The following is a 16,765-nucleotide window of genomic DNA, read 5'->3' as shown; positions in this document are numbered from 1 at the left end:
TAAGGGGTCAACCGGGCGACCACTAGTGACATGAAGGGATTCAGTCCGTACGATTCTGAATATGGATATGCATACAGTCGTGGTGGGGACGTCCGGTACCACTGCTCAGGACGTCATCGCCGTGGCCCGCGGCAACGCCCGTGTCGAACTCTCCGCGGCGGCCGTGAGCGCCCTCGCCGCCGCCCGTGAGGTCATCGACGCGCTCGCCGCCAAGCCCGAGCCGGTCTACGGCGTCTCCACCGGATTCGGCGCGCTGGCCAGCCGCCACATCAGCCCGGACCTCCGCGCCAGGCTCCAGCGCAACATCGTCCGCTCGCACGCCGCCGGGATGGGCCCGCGGGTCGAGCGCGAGGTCGTCCGGGCGCTGATGTTCCTGCGGCTGAAGACGGTCGCCTCCGGGCACACCGGCGTACGGCCCGAGATCGCGCAGACCATGGCCGACGTCCTCAACGCCGGGATCACACCCGTCGTTCACGAGTACGGTTCGCTCGGCTGCTCCGGCGACCTGGCGCCGCTCTCGCACTGCGCCCTGACCCTGATGGGCGAGGGCGACGCGGAGGGCCCCGACGGCACCGTGCGCCCCGCGGGCGAGCTCCTCGCCGCCCACGGCATCACGCCGGTCGAGCTGCGCGAGAAGGAGGGCCTCGCCCTCCTCAACGGCACCGACGGCATGCTCGGCATGCTCGTGATGGCCATCGCCGACCTGCAGAACCTCTACACCTCGGCCGACATCACCGCGGCCCTCTCCCTGGAGGCGCTGCTCGGCACGGACAGGGTCCTCGCCCCCGAGCTGCACGCCATCCGCCCGCACCCCGGCCAGGGCGCCAGCGCCGACAACATGCTGCGGGTGCTCGCCGGTTCGGGCCTCACGGGCCACCACCAGGACGACGCGCCCCGGGTCCAGGACGCCTACTCCGTGCGCTGCGCCCCGCAGGTCGCCGGAGCCGGCCGCGACACCCTCGCCCACGCCCGTCTCGTCGCCGACCGCGAACTGGCCGCCGCCGTGGACAACCCGGTGGTGCTGGCCGACGGCCGGGTCGAGTCCAACGGCAACTTCCACGGCGCCCCGGTCGCGTACGTCCTGGACTTCCTGGCGATCGTCGCCGCCGACCTCGGTTCGATCACCGAGCGCCGGACCGACCGGCTGCTGGACAAGAACCGTTCGCACGGGCTGCCGCCGTTCCTCGCGGACGACGCGGGTGTCGACTCCGGCCTGATGATCGCCCAGTACACCCAGGCCGCGCTGGTCAGCGAGATGAAGCGGCTCGCCGTCCCGGCGTCGGCGGACTCGATCCCGTCCTCCGCGATGCAGGAGGACCACGTCTCGATGGGCTGGTCGGCCGCGCGCAAGCTCCGTACCGCTGTCGAGAACCTCGCGCGGATCGTCGCCGTCGAGCTGTACGCGGCGACCCGCGCGATCGAGCTGCGCGCCGCACAGGGGCTGACCCCGGCGCCCGCGTCGCTGGCCGCCGTCGAGGCGCTGCGGGCGGCGGGCGTGGAGGGTCCGGGCCCGGACCGCTTCCTGTCGCCCGACCTGGCCGCCGCGGACGCCTTCGTGCGGGCGGGGAAGCTGGTCGCGGCCGTGGAGCCGGTGACGGGGACGCTGGCTTAGGGCCTCCCGTCTGGATCATGCCGGGCTCGCGTGCCCTGGCGCCGCACCTCGCGGCGTTGTCGGCCTGATCCAAACGAAAGACCCTGGAGGCTTTCGTTCTCGCAGCCGGGGGCGGCCACCGGAGCATTCCTGGTGGCCGCCCCCGGCTGCGTCACTGCGCCGGGTGGCGGCCGCCGCGGCGGCCGGAGTGGGTGACGAAGGCCGCCCCGATGCCCAGGAACGCCGTGCCGCCGATCAGATACGGGGTCGTGTCGATCCCCGTCCCGGTGTCGGCGAGCGTCGTGCCGTCCGCGCCGGTCCCGCCGGTGGCGGACGTCCGGCCGGGGCCGGTGCCCGTATCGCCGGTCGCATGGGCGGAGGGGACGAACCAGAGGGCGCACAGCAGCGTTCCCGCAGCGGTGGCGGTCAGGAGCGGGCGGCGGGTGATGGCCACAGAATCGATTCCCCTTGTGACAGCCGTGAGTTAGGCCTGCGCGCCGATGCTAGTGAAAGCAGCGGGTCGTAGGAAAGCCGCGGCGGGCGGGAGTTTACGCTCCGGCATATGAGCACTTCTGAGTCATCACGTTATGTACGCCTTCGGGTCGAAATGGTGTTGGAGATCACGGACGCCGACGCCCTGAGCGGGACCGCCCTGGAGAGCCTCGCGGCGGAGTACGGGGAGCCCGGTGGCGAGTCCGCCGAAGAACGTACGCATGCCGAGACCGCCGTCCGGGAAGACGGCGCGGAGGCCCTCGCCTCGCTGATCGACCCGTTCGACCTGGTCAGTGAGGTTCCCGGGGTCGAGCTGACCCAGGCCTCCTGGAGCAGCGAGATCGTCGACTACGACCCGGAGGACCCGGACGGATGGGACCTCGATGACGGCGACGACGAGGAGTACGAGGAGGACGACGGCGACGAAGGCGGCGCCGGCGTCCCGCACAATGGGGAGGAGAACGACGACGACGGCAGTACGGAGCGGCGGGCCTAGCAGGTGGAGACACCGGCCCCGGCCCGCTCCCGGCGGGCCGGGGCCGGTGTGCGCGACACAGCCGGTGGACCGGGTCGTGAACCTGCTGTAAACCGGGTCGGACGCCGGCGGCACCCACGTGGTGGACCACAGGAACCACCACAGGAACCACCGCGTCGATGAGTGGTGTTCCCCACATCTCCCGCAGATGTGGAACGAGGGACCCATTCGGGGTGTTCTTGGAGTATTGACGGGTATCGCCGGTCAACGGCCTAGCTCGGGGTTTTTGGGGATTTCGGCAACGATGGAGAAGCGTGTGATGACGGACAGCAAGCGGCGCAGGGGCCTCATGGCCGCGTCCGCACTGCTCGGCGGCGTGCTGGTGCTTTCGGCCTGCAGCGACGGCGACGCCCAGGGCGGCCCTAGCCCCGACAGCTCGAAGAAGTCACAGGCGGCCGAGGTCGACAAGGCGGCGGCCGAGGAGGCCTCCGAGGCGCAGATAGCGATCTCGCCGAAGAACGGCGCTACCAACGCGAGCATCAACAACGACGCCAAGGTCACCGTCGCCAAGGGCAAGCTGACGGTCGTCACGATGACCACGGCGGCCGGAGAGGCCGTCAAGGGCACCCTCTCCGCCGACGGCACCACCTGGAAGCCGGACGCCCAGCTGGCGCGCTCGACCACGTACAAGATCAACGCGACGGCGCAGGACTCGAAGGGCCGCGAGGCGCACGAGAACTCCTCCTTCACCACCGTGTCGCCCGCCAACAGCTTCATCGGGAACTTCACCCCCGAGGACGGCTCCACCGTCGGCGTCGGCATGCCCGTCTCGATCAACTTCAACAAGGCGATCACGGACAAGAAGGCCGTCCTGGACGGCATCAAGGTCACGTCCAGCAGCGGCCAGCAGGTCGCCGGCCACTGGTTCAACTCGCAGCGCCTGGACCTGCGCCCCGAGGACTACTGGCAGGGCGGCTCCACCGTCACGCTGAAGCTGGCGCTGGACGGCGTCGAAGGCGCGGACGGCGTCTACGGCGTGCAGCAGAAGACGGTCACCTTCAAGGTCGGCCGCAACCAGGTCTCCACCGTGGACGCCAAGACGCACACGATGACCGTCACCCAGAACGGGAAGACGATCAAGACCATCCCGATCTCCGCCGGTTCGTCGGACAACCCGACCTACAACGGCCAGATGGTGATCTCCGAGAAGTTCAAGGAGACCCGGATGGACGGCTCCACGGTCGGCTTCACCGATGACGACGGCAAGGGCGAGTACGACATCAAGGACGTGCCGCACGCCATGCGGCTGTCCACGTCGGGCACCTTCATCCACGGCAACTACTGGGGCGCCAAGTCGATCTTCGGCAGCGCCAACACCAGCCACGGCTGCGTCGGTCTCTCCGACACGAAGGGTGCGGGCGATCCCAACCAGCCCGCCGCCTGGTTCTACGACAACTCCATCGTCGGTGACGTGGTCGTCATCAAGAACTCCCCGGACAAGACCATCAAGCCCGACAACGGACTCAACGGCTGGAACATGAGCTGGGCCGAGTGGACCGCGGGTTCCGTGGCCTGACCTGATCCGGCGTACCGGGTCCCCTCACCAGGGGTGGACCCGCCACCGGCCCCAAGTCCCGTACGCCAGGCGGCGGCACCGGATCCGCACGGATCCCGGCGCCGCCGCCTTCGGCGTTCTCATGGGTCTCTCATGGTGGCCTTAACCCACCATCACAAGCGGTCCATAACCTCGCGCCATGTTCTTCACCTACCTCCGGCGCGAGCTGCGCCGCCGCAGAAAGGCGGCGCTCGTCGTCGCCTCGGGGCTCGCCCTCGGCATTGCGCTGGTCATCATCGTCAGCTCGGTCTCCTCGGGCATGAGCAAGGCCCAGGACAAGGTCCTGGAATCGCTGTACGGCCTCGGTACCGACATGACCGTCACCAAGGCCGCCGCGGCTCCGGGTTCCGGCACGCAGCGGCCCAGGTTCGACTTCGACGCCAAGGACAGCGGCGACGACTCGACGCAGAGCACGGACCGGGTCATGGTCCAGGGCTTCCAGACGCTGGCCTCCACCACGGTCGACAAGGTGGACAAGCAGAGCGGCGTCGCCGACGCCGTCGGCGGACTGAGCATGACCGTCATGAAGGTGGACGGGCAGTTCAAGCGCGGTGAGTTCAAGCAGGAGGGCGGCACGGCCCAGGGCGGCCGCGGCGGCCCCGGAGGCAGCGGCCAGCCGCAGGGCGAGGTCAGGGGCGGCGGCGCCTCCTTCGACGTCAACTCCTACACGGTGTACGGCACCGACGTCACCAAGCAGGACCTGGGCCCGCTGACCTCCTCGAAGATCACCGCGGGGCGGACGTTCAAGAGCACCGAGACCAACGGCAAGGTGGCCGTCGTCGACGCCGCGTACGCCAAGGAGAAGAAGCTCTCGGTCGGCAAGACGGTGACTGTCCACGGCACCGAGTTCACCATCGTCGGCGTCTCGACGGCCGACAGTGGCGACGCGGCCGCCAACCTCTACATCCCGCTCAAGCAGGCGCAGACCCTCGCCGACGCGAAGGACAAGGTCACCACGGTCTACGTCAAGGCCGCGGACTCGCAGCAGATCGACGGCGTCAAGGCCACGATCCAGAAGAACATCACGGGCACCACGGTCACCACCTCCGCCGACCTGGCCGACACGGTCTCCGGCTCCCTGTCCACGGCGTCCGACCTGGCCTCCAGCGTCGGCAAGTGGCTCTCCATCGCCGTGCTGATCGCCGCCTTCCTGGTAGCGGGCCTGCTCACCTCCTCCGCCGTCAGCCGCCGGGTGCGGGAGTTCGGCACGCTCAAGGCGCTCGGCTGGAAGAGCGGCCGGGTCACCCGCCAGGTCGTCGGCGAGGCCCTCGTCAACGGCCTGATGGGCGGCGTCCTCGGCATCGCGGTCGGCCTCGGCGGCGCGTACGCCGTCACCGCGGTCAGCCCCACACTCACGGCGCAGCTCGGCTCCTCGGGCGGCGCCGGCGGCGGAATGCGCGGCGGAATGATGGGCGGCCCCGGCCGGCAGACCGCCTCCAAGGCCCTCGACATCGCGCTGACCGCACCCGTCTCCCTCTCGATCATCCTGATCGCCGTCGGCCTGGCCGTGGCGGGCGGACTGATCGCGGGCGCCTTCGGCGGCTGGCGCGCCTCCCGGCTGCGCCCCGCGGACGCGCTGCGCCGCGTCGAGTAGTCCAGCCGTCATGGGGCCCCGGCGACCGGGTGCCCCTGCCCCGTCCCGCAGCGACCCGCGATCCGCAAGGTGTTCGCCGGGACCCGCGATCACCGTCCAGCAGGAGCTGACCCATGTACACGCTTCAAGGCGTCACCAAGCGCTACACGCGCGGCAAGTCCACCGTCCACGCGCTCGCCGGCGTCGATCTGACCATCGAGGACGGCGGCCGCCTGGTCATCCAGGGACCCACCGGCGGCGGCAAGTCCACGCTGCTGCAGATGCTCGGCGGCCTGGACCGCCCCACGGCCGGCAGCGTCGAACTCGACGGGGTGGACCTGGCGAAGCTCAGCGAGGCCAAGCTCACCAAGGTGCGTGCGGAGAACATCGGCTTCGTCTTCCAGAGCTTCAACCTCATCCCGACGCTCACCGCTCAGGAGAACGTCGAGACGGCTCTCGTCCCGCTCGGCGGCAAGGCGGCACAGCGGCGCAGACGGGCCGCCGAGGCGCTGGACTCGGTCGGTCTCGGCGAGCGGCTCGGCCATCTGCCCGGCGAGATGTCCGGCGGTCAGCAGCAGCGGGTGGCGATCGCCAGGGCCCTGGTCAAGCAGCCCAAGGTGCTGCTCGCCGACGAACCCACCGGCAACCTCGACGAGTCCATGCGCGACGAGATCATGGAGGTGCTGGAGACCATGTGGAAGGAGCACGGCCTGACCTTCATCATGGTCACCCACGACAGCGCGATCGCCCGCAGGGCCCGCGGCTGGCGACCATCCGCAAGGGCAAGGTCACCATCACGGAGAACGCGGCGGCCTGACCCGTCCGCGCACAGGTGCCGTCGCCGTACGGGGTCCCACGTCACGGGCCGGCGGACGGCGGCGGCCTCGGGCCGGGACCCCGGGCTCAGAGCGCCCGTCGGGCGGCGGCCCGGCGGTGGGCCGCGAGATCGCTTCGGCGGACCTGGCGCAGTCCGGCCGGGTCGGCGTAAGGCTCCGCGTACGGGTCGCCCTCCTCGCAGCCCCGCGGGGCCGGACCGGCCACACCGTCGGGGCGGGCGAGGTGGGCGCGCAGCCCGTACCAGGGCTGCAGCGGCAGCCAGCACAGACCGTGCAGCCAGCGCCGCACCAGCTGCCCGGGTGCCGGCCTTCCGGCGTCCGGCAGGCTCACCACCCGTATGCCCATGATCAGTTTGCCCGCGCTGCCGCCGACGAGCGCGGTGAGTACCACCTGGTTGAGGAACGAGAGAACGAGCACCGGCCCGAGCAGCAGGACGACGGCCCCGGGACGGGACGGGGAGTCCACGTGCGGCCGGACGAGTAACCCGGCGGTGACCAGGCAGAGGTAGCAGTCGAGCCCCACGGCGAGATAGCGGCGCATCTCCCCGGCCCGAGGTGGCGTGCGATGTCCGGGCCGCCCCGCCCGGCCGGGTATCTGCGGGGGTCTCGCCGGTCCGTACCCGGGCGACGGACTTCCGGTCAACGGCGTTGGCCCGTAAGGCCCGTGGGCCCTGTGGGTCCCCCGTGATGTCTTCATGACGGCATCATGTCTGATTACCTGTCACCGCGTACCCGGTCCGCGCACGGCGCTTACCTCGCGGGTAATCGACGCTCCCCGCCGCCTCCGGCAGCATGGTGTCCACCAGCAGCGGGACGACCGGAGGACGAGAACATGACCGCGTACGCAATCGCTCACCTGCAGCCCGAAGGACCGCCCAACAGCGAGGTGATCGACTACATCGACGGCATGCAGTCGACGATGGATCCGTTCGGGGGCCGGTTCCTGGTCCACGTCGCCCAGCACGAGGTCCTGGAGGGCGAGTGGCCCGGTGCCATCGTCGTTCTGGAGTTCCCCGACATCGAGGCCGCCCGTGCCTGGTACGCCTCGCCCGACTACCGGAAGCTGGCCCCGCTGCGGACCCGGAACATTGCGGGCGCCGTGGTGCTCGTGGACGGCGTCGCGCCGGGCTACGACCCCAGGGCGACCGCGGCCGCCCTGCGCGCCGCGGTGGTGTAGCCGGCTGCACCACGGCTTCGGGGCCAGTGCCTGAGGGCGATGCCGGGAGTGGCCGCGCTGGGGCCGGCCGCGGGCCTGTGGATGTTGCCCCGCCCGCACGCGTCCTGAGGCGGCGCCCCGGCCTCACAACGACCTCCGGGGTGCTGTGAGGTTCGCCACGTCGGGGAGTCCGCGAGTGGACCAACCAGCCGTTCCCACCCGGAACTTCCCCGCGGCAAGGCTCCCGGGGCCGTCGTTCTCACGCCGGGCGGCATTCACCATGTGGATGCCCCTGGAGGGTTCTTCCGTCCCACTGGGAGACTCGGTACGCCACAACGGTCCTGTACGTCGTCGCTTTCGTGAGCGCGTTCTGCGTGATGTCTGGGCGACACCCTCAACGGGGAGGGACCTGGTGCCCCTCGGGACGGGGGCGCCTTCGCGTTCGAGCCGACCACGGAAGGTCTTGATCAGATGCCGGCCACTCCTGACTCCGCCACCCCGCACGCCGTCGAGAACCGCGTCATCGAGCCGCTGTACGCGGAGATCCTCCGCCGCAACCAGGGCGAGAAGGAGTTCCACCAGGCGGTACGGGAGGTGCTGGAAACGCTCGGCCCGGTGCTGGCCCAGCGGCCGGAGTTCGTGGATGCCCGGATCATCGAGCGCATTTGCGAGCCGGAGCGCCAGCTCATCTTCCGGGTGCCGTGGTCGGACGACTCGGGCGACATCCACGTCAACCGCGGTTTCCGGGTCGAGTTCTCCAGCTCGCTCGGCCCGTACAAGGGCGGCCTGCGCTTCCATCCCTCGGTCAACCTCGGCATCGTGAAGTTCCTCGGCTTCGAGCAGATCTTCAAGAACGCCCTCACCGGCATGCCCATCGGCGGCGGCAAGGGCGGCGCGGACTTCGACCCGAAGGGCCGCTCGGACGCCGAGATCATGCGGTTCTGCCAGTCGTTCATGACCGAACTCCACCGTCACCTGGGCGAGTACACCGACGTCCCGGCCGGTGACATCGGGGTGGGCGGCCGCGAGATCGGCTACCTCTTCGGCCAGTACAAGCGGATCACCAACCGCTTCGAGTCCGGCGTGCTCACCGGCAAGGGCCTCGGCTGGGGCGGCGCGCAGGCGCGCACGGAGGCGACCGGCTACGGGTGCGTCCTGTTCACCGCCGAGATGCTCCGCAGCCGCGGCGAATCCCTCGACGGCCAGCGCATCGCCGTCTCGGGCTCGGGCAACGTCGCGATCTACGCGATCGAGAAGGCTCAGCAGCTCGGCGCCACTGTGGTGACCTGCTCCGACTCCGACGGCTACGTCGTGGACGAGAAGGGCATCGACCTCGCCCTGCTCAAGGAGATCAAGGAGGCCGGCCGCGGCCGCGTCTCCGAGTACGCGGAACGCCGCGCCGGGCAGGCCGTGTTCGTACCCGGCACCGGTGTCTGGAACGTCGACTGCGATGTGGCACTGCCCTGCGCCACGCAGAACGAACTCCACGAGACCGACGCACTGACTCTGGTGCGCAACGGCGTGAAGGCGGTCGCCGAGGGCGCCAACATGCCCACCACCCCGAGGCCGTCCGGGTCTTCCAGGACGCGGGTGTGGCCTTCGCCCCCGGCAAGGCGGCCAACGCGGGCGGCGTGGCCACCAGCGCCCTGGAGATGCAGCAGAACGCCTCGCGCGACTCGTGGACGTTCGCCCACACGGAGGTGCGCCTCGCGGAGATCATGCGCCACATCCACGACTCCTGCTACACCACGGCGGAGCGCTACGGCAGCCCCGGCAACTACGTCGCCGGCGCCAACATCGCCGGCTTCGAACTGGTCGCGGACGCGATGCTGGCCCAGGGGCTGATCTGACCCGAACGTGACCGGCCCCGCCCCGGACCTGGGGCGGGGGCCGTCAGGTCTCGGCCGGCGGCCGGTGCCGGAAGATCTCCGCCAGCGCGGTGTTCAGGACCATCACGACGGCCAGCACCACGGCCGCCACCGGATGCCCCACCTGGTACAGCCCGAAGGCACCCCCGCCCAGCACCACGGCCTTCACCACGAGCACACCCGCCAGCGGCAGCCGGATCCGGGCGCGAGGTGCGGCGAAGGTCCCCCACAGGGCGATGGCGACCGCCGGCAACCCGATGCCCAGCAGCAGGTGGACGGCCAGGCCGTCCCCGGCGGTCGAACCCCACCAGCACAGACAGGCGAGCGCGGCCAGCTCCAGTACGAACGCCAACAGTTCGTTCGCGCCCCACCAGGGACGCCCGGTGAGGGAACGGATCGCCGCTGCGTCCGCGCGTTCGTCCCGCTTCATTGCCCACCCCTCGCTGTCCAAGTCGCCGCGAGCGTACCGCCCTTGGGGTGGTGCGGGGGTGGAAGGAAGGATCCGTGGATCAGCTGCGCGGCTGCGGGATCTGAGCGCGCTGTCCCGCCCCGCTCAGCCGTCCGCGCGGGCCACGCCGATCGGGCACGAGACGCCCGTGCCGCCGATTCCGCAGTAGCCGGCCGGGTTCTTGTCCAGGTACTGCTGGTGCGCCGCTTCCGCGGGCCAGAACGTGCGGCCCTCCGCCGGGAGGATCTCCGTGCTGATCTCGCCGTAGCCGGAGCCGGTGAGGACCTTCTGGTAGGCCTCGCGGGAGGCCTTGACGGCCGCTGCCTGCTCGGGGGAGTGGGTGTAGATCGCCGAGCGGTACTGCGTGCCCACGTCGTTGCCCTGGCGGAAGCCCTGGGTCGGGTCGTGGGACTCCCAGAAGACCTTCAGCAGCTCGGGGTACGTGACGGTCCTGGGGTCGTAGACGACGCGGACCGCCTCCGTGTGGCCGGTCAGGCCCGAGCAGACCTCTTCGTACGCGGGGTTCTCCGTGTATCCGCCCTGGTAGCCGACGAGCGTCGTCCAGACGCCGTCCGTCTGCCAGAACTTGCGTTCGGCGCCCCAGAAACAGCCCATCGCGAAGTCCGCGACCTCCAGGCCCTCCGGGTACGGGCCCAGCAGGGCGTTGCCCAGGACCGTGTGGCGGGACGGGACGGTGAATTCCGGGGTGGGGCGGCCGCGCAGGGCCTCCTCCTGAGTGGGGAGCTGCGGGGTACGGCGGTGCAGGAACATGCGGGGGCTCCTCCTGGGGTCGGCGTGCTGTCCGTACAACGCACCGGGACCCCCGTGGATTCCTCCCCTCCCGTCAGGGGCGGGGCGTGCCGTCCTCGGACTCGGTGGCCTCCACGTAGGCGGCGGCCCGCTTGCGGGCCTTGAACCAGAAGTAGAGGCCGAGGCCGATCAGGATCAGGGGTATCAGTCGTGCCACGAGGAGTACCGGTCCCATCGTTCGGTCGGTCCGTGCGTCGGACGTACGGCATCCACGGTCGCACACCGGCGCGCGCCGGCGGTTCCGCGAGCCCGGCCCGCTACCGCAGCAGCGTCGCCGGGCTGCCGCCGTTCGCCTCGTAGCCGGCCACCGCCAGGGCCCGGTGCAGGGTGTACTCGGCGGCCGGGTCGGGGCTCTCCGTCCACGGCAGGGCGCCGATGTGGCCGTCGATGTGGACGAACTGGTTCATCGCCTCCGACCACCGCTCCATCCGGACCAGGAACAGCACCAGGAGATGGCGGACGTGCGCGAGCATCGGGTCGTCGGCGCGGGCCGCGTGGACCGCGAACAGGGCGCCCTCGACCGCCTTGGTCACCACCAGGCTCCGGTAGAAGCCCTGCACCAGATTGACCTCGGGCAGATGCTCGTACACCGCGAAGAGCGGCAGCGCGGCCAGCAGGGACCCCTGCGGGGCGCGGGCGGCCGCCGCGGTGGCGAAGCGGTCGGCCTCCTCCCGGGAGCCGTGCCACTTCTCGCACCAGAAGTGCAGCGCCGCGATGTGGGCGCCCATGTGCGCCGGCGCCCGGTCGATGATCTTCGCCCAGAGCTGGTCGAACTCCTCGTGCGAGTATCCGAGTCCACGGGCGGCGGCCAGCTCCACCAGATACGGCACGGGATCGCCCGGGGCCAGCAGCGCCGCCTCGCCGACGACCGTTCGGGCCTCCTCCAGGATGATCCGGAAGTCGTCCGTGCCCGCCGTGGAGGACCGCCACGCCTGCTGGACCAGGAACTCGGCGTGCACGGCCGCACCGCCCGCGTCCTTCGGCGACTCGGCCCGCCACTTGCGCAGCCACGCCCCGCCGACACCCGGCCGCTGCGCCAGCTCCAGCGAGGCGGCGCCGGCGAACGCCTGTACCCGCTGCCACCGCACCTCGCCCTCCTTCGGCGTCCCGGACAGCAGCTGCGAGGCGGCCCGCCACTCCTGGGTGGCCTGGACGACATCGAGTACGTCCAGGAGGTCCTGGTCGGGGCCCGGCATCCGGACGTCCAGCTCCTCCTGGCGCAGGAAGCCGTAGGTGTCCGGGTCGGCGGCGTCGGGGGAACCGGGCGCCACCTGACGGATACCGCCGCGACGGCGCAGCACGAAGGGGCCGACGACCGCGGCGAGCATGCACAGCGCGAGCAGGAACCAGAGAATCTCCATGCCCCCATTGTCCCCGGACGGCCCGGTGCTCCGTGCGCACCCTCGCGACGAACTACGCTCGGACCTCATGAGCGACCAGCACAGCTTCGAGACTCTCGCGATCCACGCGGGAAACACCGCCGACCCCCTCACCGGCGCTGTTGTTCCGCCCATTTACCAGGTGTCCACGTACAAGCAGGACGGCGTCGGCGGACTGCGCGGCGGCTACGAGTACAGCCGCAGCGCCAACCCGACGCGTACCGCCCTGGAGGAGAACCTGGCGGCACTTGAGGGCGGCCGCCGCGGACTGGCCTTCGCGTCCGGTCTTGCCGCCGAGGACTGCCTGCTCCGTACGCTGCTGACGCCCGGCGACCACGTGGTCATCCCGAACGACGCCTACGGCGGCACGTTCCGGCTGTTCGCGAAGGTCGCCTCGCGCTGGGGCGTGGAGTTCTCGGTCGCCGACACCTCGGACGTGGCGGCGGTACGGGCCGCGATCACCCCGCGCACCAAGGCGATCTGGGTGGAGACACCCTCCAACCCGCTGCTCGGCATCACCGACATCGCGGCCATCGCCGACGTCGCCCGCACGGCGGGTGCGCGGCTGGTCGTCGACAACACCTTCGCCAGTCCCTACCTCCAGCAGCCCCTCGCCCTGGGCGCCGATGTGGTGGTGCACTCCACCACCAAGTACATGGGCGGCCACTCGGACGTCGTCGGCGGCGCCCTGGTCGTCAACGACCCGGACCTCTCCGAGGAGTTGGCGTACCACCAGAACGCGATGGGAGCGGTGGCCGGGCCCTTCGACGCCTGGCTGGTGCTGCGCGGCATCAAGACCCTGGCGGTCCGGATGGACCGGCACACCGAGAACGCCACCAAGGTCGCCGACCTGCTGACCCGGCACCCCCGGGTCACCCAGGTCCTGTACCCGGGACTGCCCGAGCACCCGGGGCACGAGGTCGCCGCCAAGCAGATGAAGGCGTTCGGCGGGATGGTGTCCTTCCGGGTCGCGGGCGGCGAGGAGGCCGCGGTGGCGGTCTGCAACCGGGCGAAGCTCTTCACGCTCGGAGAGTCCCTCGGCGGCGTCGAGTCGCTGCTGGAGCACCCCGGCCGGATGACGCACGCCTCGGCCGCCGGTTCGCCGCTGGAGGTCCCCGCCGACCTGGTCAGGCTCTCCGTCGGCATCGAGAACGGCGACGACCTGCTGGCCGATCTGACGCAGGCGCTCGGCTAGGGCTTCTGACGCAGGCGCTCGGCCAGGACCTCTCGTTCGGCTCATGCCGGGCACCCGGGCGCATTCCTGGGACGGGGCCGGTAAACCGGCTCCGTCCCGGTGCGGCCGGCCGTCTCAGACGGTGGCCTTCTCGTCCTCCAGCATGCCGCGCAGCTGCTCCCGCAGCTCGGGGCTGTCGGTGTGCTCGTGGACGGAGGCCGCGTGCTCGGCTGCGGCACGCACGACCTCGTCCTCCTCGCCGGAGATGGTCAGCGAGCAGTTCGACTCGCTCGGATACTTGCGACAGTCAGCGACTTTCCTGGTCATGGCAGCCTCCTCGGCCGGTGCCCCCTGGCGCGCATGACGCACACCTCCAGGATAGATCCGCGCAGGCCCGCACGGCCTGCGCCTACCAGCCGCCCAGCGGTGGGGTCGTCTCGGCCGGCGGTACCTGCCAGGGCTGGACCGTCACCGCCCACACCGTGAACGCCGCCATCGCGGCGATCAGCACCAGCAGTCCCAGCGCGCGCACGGCCCGCTGTCTGCGCAGCATCCGGCCGCCGCGCTCCGCCGCCCGCTCCGCGAGGTCGGCCGGCACCTGCGGATGCGGGCCCTCCAGCATCCGCCTGACCTCGTCCTCCTTGCGGCCGATGCCGCTCATGGCGCGGCCCCCAGCGGCGGGGCGGGACGCTGTCGGAAGGTGGGTTCGCGGGTGCCGCGCATCGTGGCCACCGAACGGTTGCAGATGGCGCGGATCCGGTCCACGGGCAGTCCGAGCAGCGCGGCGGTCTGTTCCTCGGGGACACCTTCGTACAGCCGCAGCACCAGGACCAGCCGTTCCTGCGGGGTCAGCCGCTCCAGCAGTCCGCCGCACGGCCGGTGGTGGCGCCAGGCCTCCCGGGCGAACCGGGTGGCCAGCTCCTGCCGGGTGCGGTTGTACGGATCCTCGCCGTGCAGCCGGTCCCACTCCGCGTACGTACGGGCCAGCGCTGCCGTCAGCAGTCGCCGTGCGCGCTCGTTGGCCCCGGGCGGACGGACGGGTTCCGCGGTGAGGAGTGTGGCGGTGTGCAGCAGCCGGCCTGCCGCGCCCGCCACGAAGGCCTCGAACTCCTGGGCGCGGCGCCGCTCTCGGCCCGCCTGGCGCTCTCGCACCCTGTCATCCGAGCGCTCCGCGGGCCCCGGGTCAAGACCTGGGGCCCGGCCGGTCCGGGCGAGGTGCGGGCACGCCGCGAGGGTCGCGGCTGTCGGCGTGCGCCCGCCGGGGACAGCGGGGCGGTCCTCAGCCCGCCGGCGGCTGGTGCGCGGCCTGCCGGGCGGCCAGTGCCGCGTTGAAGCGGGTGAGCAGCGTGCAGAAGGTGTCCCGCTCCTCCTCGTCCCACTCGCCCGTCACCTGCGACATCAACTCGCGCCGCGAGGCCCGGACCTCGTCCAGCCGGGCCTGGCCGCGCGGGGACAGCTGCAGGACGACCGCGCGACCGTCCTCCGGATGCGAGGTGCGCTTGACCAGGCCGGTGTCCACGAGCGGTGCGACCTGCCGGGTCACGGTCGAGGAGTCGATCCCCATTCCCGCGGCCAGCGCCTTGACGCCCATGGGGCCTTCCCGGTCCAGCCGGTTGAGCAGCAGATACGCGGCCCGGTCCATGGAATTGCGTACCTGGCCGACGCCGCCGAGGCGGGTCTGCTCGGCACGGCGGGCGAATACCGCCACCTGGTGCTGCAGAGCGTCGAGAAGGTGGTCGGGACCCGGGTTTTCCGGGGTGGCGCCCCCGGAGGGAGACGCAGCTTTCGTCATGTCCTGAGGGGGCATGGCCGGGGGCTCTCTTCGTGCGGTGTCGGATGGGTGGGGGACAGAGTACGCGGCCCCGGGGCAACGCGTACCAGTGCTGCACAAACCTGCGGACATCGACGCAGGACGGGACCGTCTGCGGCGGCCGCACCCCCTTTCAGCTGCAAGACTTGCGGTATGAACTTCCCGCTGTCCGGCCGTTTTCCCCCGCTGATCCTCGATGACATCAGGGGCGCGCAGAAGATGCTCTCCGGCGTTTCCCGGGTCACGGCGATGGAGGGCAGCCGCCATCTGACCGAGCTCGTGGGCGCGCCCGTCCAGTTCAAGTGCGAGAACCTGCAGCGGACCGGTTCGTTCAAACTGCGGGGCGCCTACGTACGGATCGCGGGACTCTCCCCGGTGGAACGCGCGGCCGGTGTCGTGGCCGCCAGCGCCGGGAACCATGCGCAGGGTGTCGCACTCGCGTCTGCGCTGCTCGGCGTACGGTCGACGGTCTTCATGCCGGTCGGGGCGCCACTGCCGAAGGTCGCCGCCACGCGTGAGTACGGGGCGCAGGTGCGGCTGCACGGCCAGGTCGTCGACGAGACGCTGGCCGCGGCGCAGGAGTACGCGCACGAGACGGGCGCGGTCTTCATCCACCCCTTCGACCACCCGGACATCATCGCCGGGCAGGGCACGGTGGGCCTGGAGATCCTGGAGCAGTGCCCCGAGGTGCGCACCATCGTCGTCGGCATCGGCGGCGGCGGGCTCGCCGCGGGGATCGCGGTGGCGGTGAAGGCGATCCGGCCCGACGTGCGGATCGTCGGTGTGCAGGCGGCGGGCGCCGCCTGCTACCCGCCCTCGCTGGCCGCCGGCCACCCGGTGTCGATCGGCTCGCTGCAGACGATGGCGGACGGGATCAAGGTGGGGCGGCCCGGCGACGTGCCGTTCGGCCTGGTCCGGGAGCTGGTCGACGAGGTCCGTACGGTCTCCGAGGACGAGCTGTCCAGCGCGCTGCTGCTCTGCCTGGAGCGGGCGAAGATGGTCGTGGAGCCGGCCGGGGCGAGCCCGGTGGCCGCTCTGTTGAGCGACCCGAAGTCGTTCCGCGGGCCCGTGGTGGCGCTGCTCTCCGGCGGCAACGTGGACCCGCTGCTCATGCAGCGCATCCTGACCCACGGCATGGCGGCGGCCGGCCGCTACCTGAGCCTGCGGCTGCGGCTGACGGACCGCCCCGGCGCGCTGGCCACGCTGCTCGGCGTGCTCTCGGTGGCCGACGCCAACGTCCGGGACGTGAGCCATGTGCGCACCGACCCCCGGCTCGGTCTCACCGAGGCGGAGGTGGAGCTGCACCTGGAGACGAAGGGCCCGGAGCACTGCGAGGAGGTCGCCGCGGCGCTGCGCGAGGCGGGCTACCAGGTGATGAACTGACCCGACCGTGCGGGCCCGTGCGGGGCCCTGTGCCGACCCGGAGCCGAGCCTTGTGTATCGCGATGTATCGCGTTACTGTGCCGGAGTCCGGGCCCAGGGCGTACACGGGTTCGTCCCGTGTGTTCGCCGGGCGGGGGAAGACGGGCAAATCTAGG

General features: G+C 71.3%; 17 protein-coding genes and 2 pseudogenes. 9 read left to right on the top strand and 10 right to left on the bottom strand.

Going from position 1 to position 16,765, the window contains the following annotated elements:
* The first annotated feature begins 61 nt into the window (after positions 1 to 61).
* Positions 62 to 1,612: a histidine ammonia-lyase gene (gene hutH / locus LNW71_RS10485; protein WP_250968005.1), complete on the top strand. Its 1,551-nt coding sequence runs from the start codon at positions 62 to 64 to the stop codon at positions 1,610 to 1,612.
* Positions 1,613 to 1,763: 151 nt separating this feature from the next.
* Here hutH and LNW71_RS10480 read toward each other — a convergent pair whose 3' ends face one another.
* Entirely contained in the window at positions 1,764 to 2,045 is a 282-nt protein-coding gene (locus LNW71_RS10480; protein WP_250968004.1) for a hypothetical protein, read from the bottom strand.
* Positions 2,046 to 2,153: 108 nt separating this feature from the next.
* On the opposite strand from LNW71_RS10480, the gene LNW71_RS10475 reads away from it, so the two are divergent.
* From LNW71_RS10475 to LNW71_RS10460, 4 genes and pseudogenes are all read left to right on the top strand, one after another.
* Entirely contained in the window at positions 2,154 to 2,579 is a 426-nt protein-coding gene (locus LNW71_RS10475; RefSeq protein WP_250968003.1) for a hypothetical protein, read from the top strand.
* Positions 2,580 to 2,862: 283 nt separating this feature from the next.
* A complete protein-coding gene (locus LNW71_RS10470) occupies positions 2,863 to 4,134 on the top strand; it encodes an Ig-like domain-containing protein (protein ID WP_250968002.1) in 1,272 nt (423 codons plus the stop codon).
* Between the two features lie 178 nt (positions 4,135 to 4,312).
* The gene (locus LNW71_RS10465; protein ID WP_250968001.1) at positions 4,313 to 5,767 is read left to right on the top strand and encodes an ABC transporter permease; all 1,455 of its coding nucleotides are present in this window, start codon (positions 4,313 to 4,315) and stop codon (positions 5,765 to 5,767) included.
* 113 nt (positions 5,768 to 5,880) lie between these two features.
* Positions 5,881 to 6,563, top strand: a pseudogene (locus LNW71_RS10460) (ABC transporter ATP-binding protein).
* Between the two features lie 86 nt (positions 6,564 to 6,649).
* Here the strand turns inward: LNW71_RS10460 and LNW71_RS10455 are convergent.
* Positions 6,650 to 7,123: an RDD family protein gene (locus LNW71_RS10455; protein ID WP_250968000.1), complete on the bottom strand. Its 474-nt coding sequence runs from the start codon at positions 7,121 to 7,123 to the stop codon at positions 6,650 to 6,652.
* Positions 7,124 to 7,414: 291 nt separating this feature from the next.
* Here LNW71_RS10455 and LNW71_RS10450 point away from each other — a divergent pair, with 291 nt between their 5' ends.
* The gene (locus tag LNW71_RS10450) at positions 7,415 to 7,759 is read left to right on the top strand and encodes a DUF1330 domain-containing protein (protein ID WP_250967999.1); all 345 of its coding nucleotides are present in this window, start codon (positions 7,415 to 7,417) and stop codon (positions 7,757 to 7,759) included.
* A gap of 450 nt (positions 7,760 to 8,209) precedes the next feature.
* Positions 8,210 to 9,588, top strand: a pseudogene (gene gdhA, locus LNW71_RS10445) (NADP-specific glutamate dehydrogenase).
* A gap of 43 nt (positions 9,589 to 9,631) precedes the next feature.
* Here gdhA and LNW71_RS10440 read toward each other — a convergent pair.
* The 4 genes from LNW71_RS10440 to LNW71_RS10430 all read right to left on the bottom strand — a co-directional run bounded on the left by LNW71_RS10440 (position 9,632) and on the right by LNW71_RS10430 (position 12,225).
* Positions 9,632 to 10,036: a YrdB family protein gene (locus LNW71_RS10440; protein ID WP_250967998.1), complete on the bottom strand. Its 405-nt coding sequence runs from the start codon at positions 10,034 to 10,036 to the stop codon at positions 9,632 to 9,634.
* Positions 10,037 to 10,159: 123 nt separating this feature from the next.
* Positions 10,160 to 10,825: a peptide-methionine (S)-S-oxide reductase MsrA gene (gene msrA, locus LNW71_RS10435; RefSeq protein WP_250967997.1), complete on the bottom strand. Its 666-nt coding sequence runs from the start codon at positions 10,823 to 10,825 to the stop codon at positions 10,160 to 10,162.
* A 73-nt stretch (positions 10,826 to 10,898) separates the two neighbouring features.
* A complete protein-coding gene (locus LNW71_RS36110) occupies positions 10,899 to 11,021 on the bottom strand; it encodes a hypothetical protein (protein WP_285803289.1) in 123 nt (40 codons plus the stop codon).
* A gap of 100 nt (positions 11,022 to 11,121) precedes the next feature.
* Positions 11,122 to 12,225 (bottom strand): hypothetical protein, encoded by a 1,104-nt coding sequence (locus LNW71_RS10430; protein WP_250967996.1) that lies wholly within the window; start codon positions 12,223 to 12,225, stop codon positions 11,122 to 11,124.
* Between the two features lie 67 nt (positions 12,226 to 12,292).
* Between LNW71_RS10430 and LNW71_RS10425 the strand changes: the two genes are divergently transcribed.
* Positions 12,293 to 13,438, top strand: coding sequence for a cystathionine gamma-synthase (locus LNW71_RS10425; RefSeq protein WP_250967995.1), 1,146 nt, complete (start codon positions 12,293 to 12,295; stop codon positions 13,436 to 13,438).
* Between the two features lie 114 nt (positions 13,439 to 13,552).
* Here the strand turns inward: LNW71_RS10425 and LNW71_RS10420 are convergent, their stop codons facing one another.
* From LNW71_RS10420 to LNW71_RS10405, 4 genes are all read right to left on the bottom strand, one after another.
* Entirely contained in the window at positions 13,553 to 13,744 is a 192-nt protein-coding gene (locus LNW71_RS10420; protein WP_250967994.1) for a DUF1059 domain-containing protein, read from the bottom strand.
* Positions 13,745 to 13,826: 82 nt separating this feature from the next.
* Positions 13,827 to 14,078, bottom strand: coding sequence for a hypothetical protein (locus LNW71_RS10415; protein ID WP_250967993.1), 252 nt, complete (start codon positions 14,076 to 14,078; stop codon positions 13,827 to 13,829).
* A complete protein-coding gene (locus tag LNW71_RS10410; protein ID WP_250967992.1) occupies positions 14,075 to 14,569 on the bottom strand; it encodes a sigma factor-like helix-turn-helix DNA-binding protein in 495 nt (164 codons plus the stop codon). The genes LNW71_RS10415 and LNW71_RS10410 overlap by 4 nt, the downstream gene beginning before the upstream one ends.
* Positions 14,570 to 14,696: 127 nt before the next feature.
* Positions 14,697 to 15,224 carry a MarR family transcriptional regulator gene (locus tag LNW71_RS10405; RefSeq protein ID WP_250967991.1) on the bottom strand — a complete coding sequence of 176 codons (528 nt, stop codon included), beginning with the start codon at positions 15,222 to 15,224 and terminating at the stop codon, positions 14,697 to 14,699.
* 156 nt (positions 15,225 to 15,380) lie between these two features.
* Between LNW71_RS10405 and ilvA the strand changes: the two genes are divergently transcribed.
* Positions 15,381 to 16,610 carry a threonine ammonia-lyase gene (ilvA, locus tag LNW71_RS10400; RefSeq protein WP_250967990.1) on the top strand — a complete coding sequence of 410 codons (1,230 nt, stop codon included), beginning with the start codon at positions 15,381 to 15,383 and terminating at the stop codon, positions 16,608 to 16,610.
* Positions 16,611 to 16,765 lie beyond the last annotated feature (155 nt).

This window comes from Streptomyces sp. RKAG290, assembly GCF_023701695.1.
In the GTDB taxonomy this organism is placed as follows: domain Bacteria; phylum Actinomycetota; class Actinomycetes; order Streptomycetales; family Streptomycetaceae; genus Streptomyces.
This window is presented reverse-complemented; position numbering and strand designations above follow the sequence as displayed.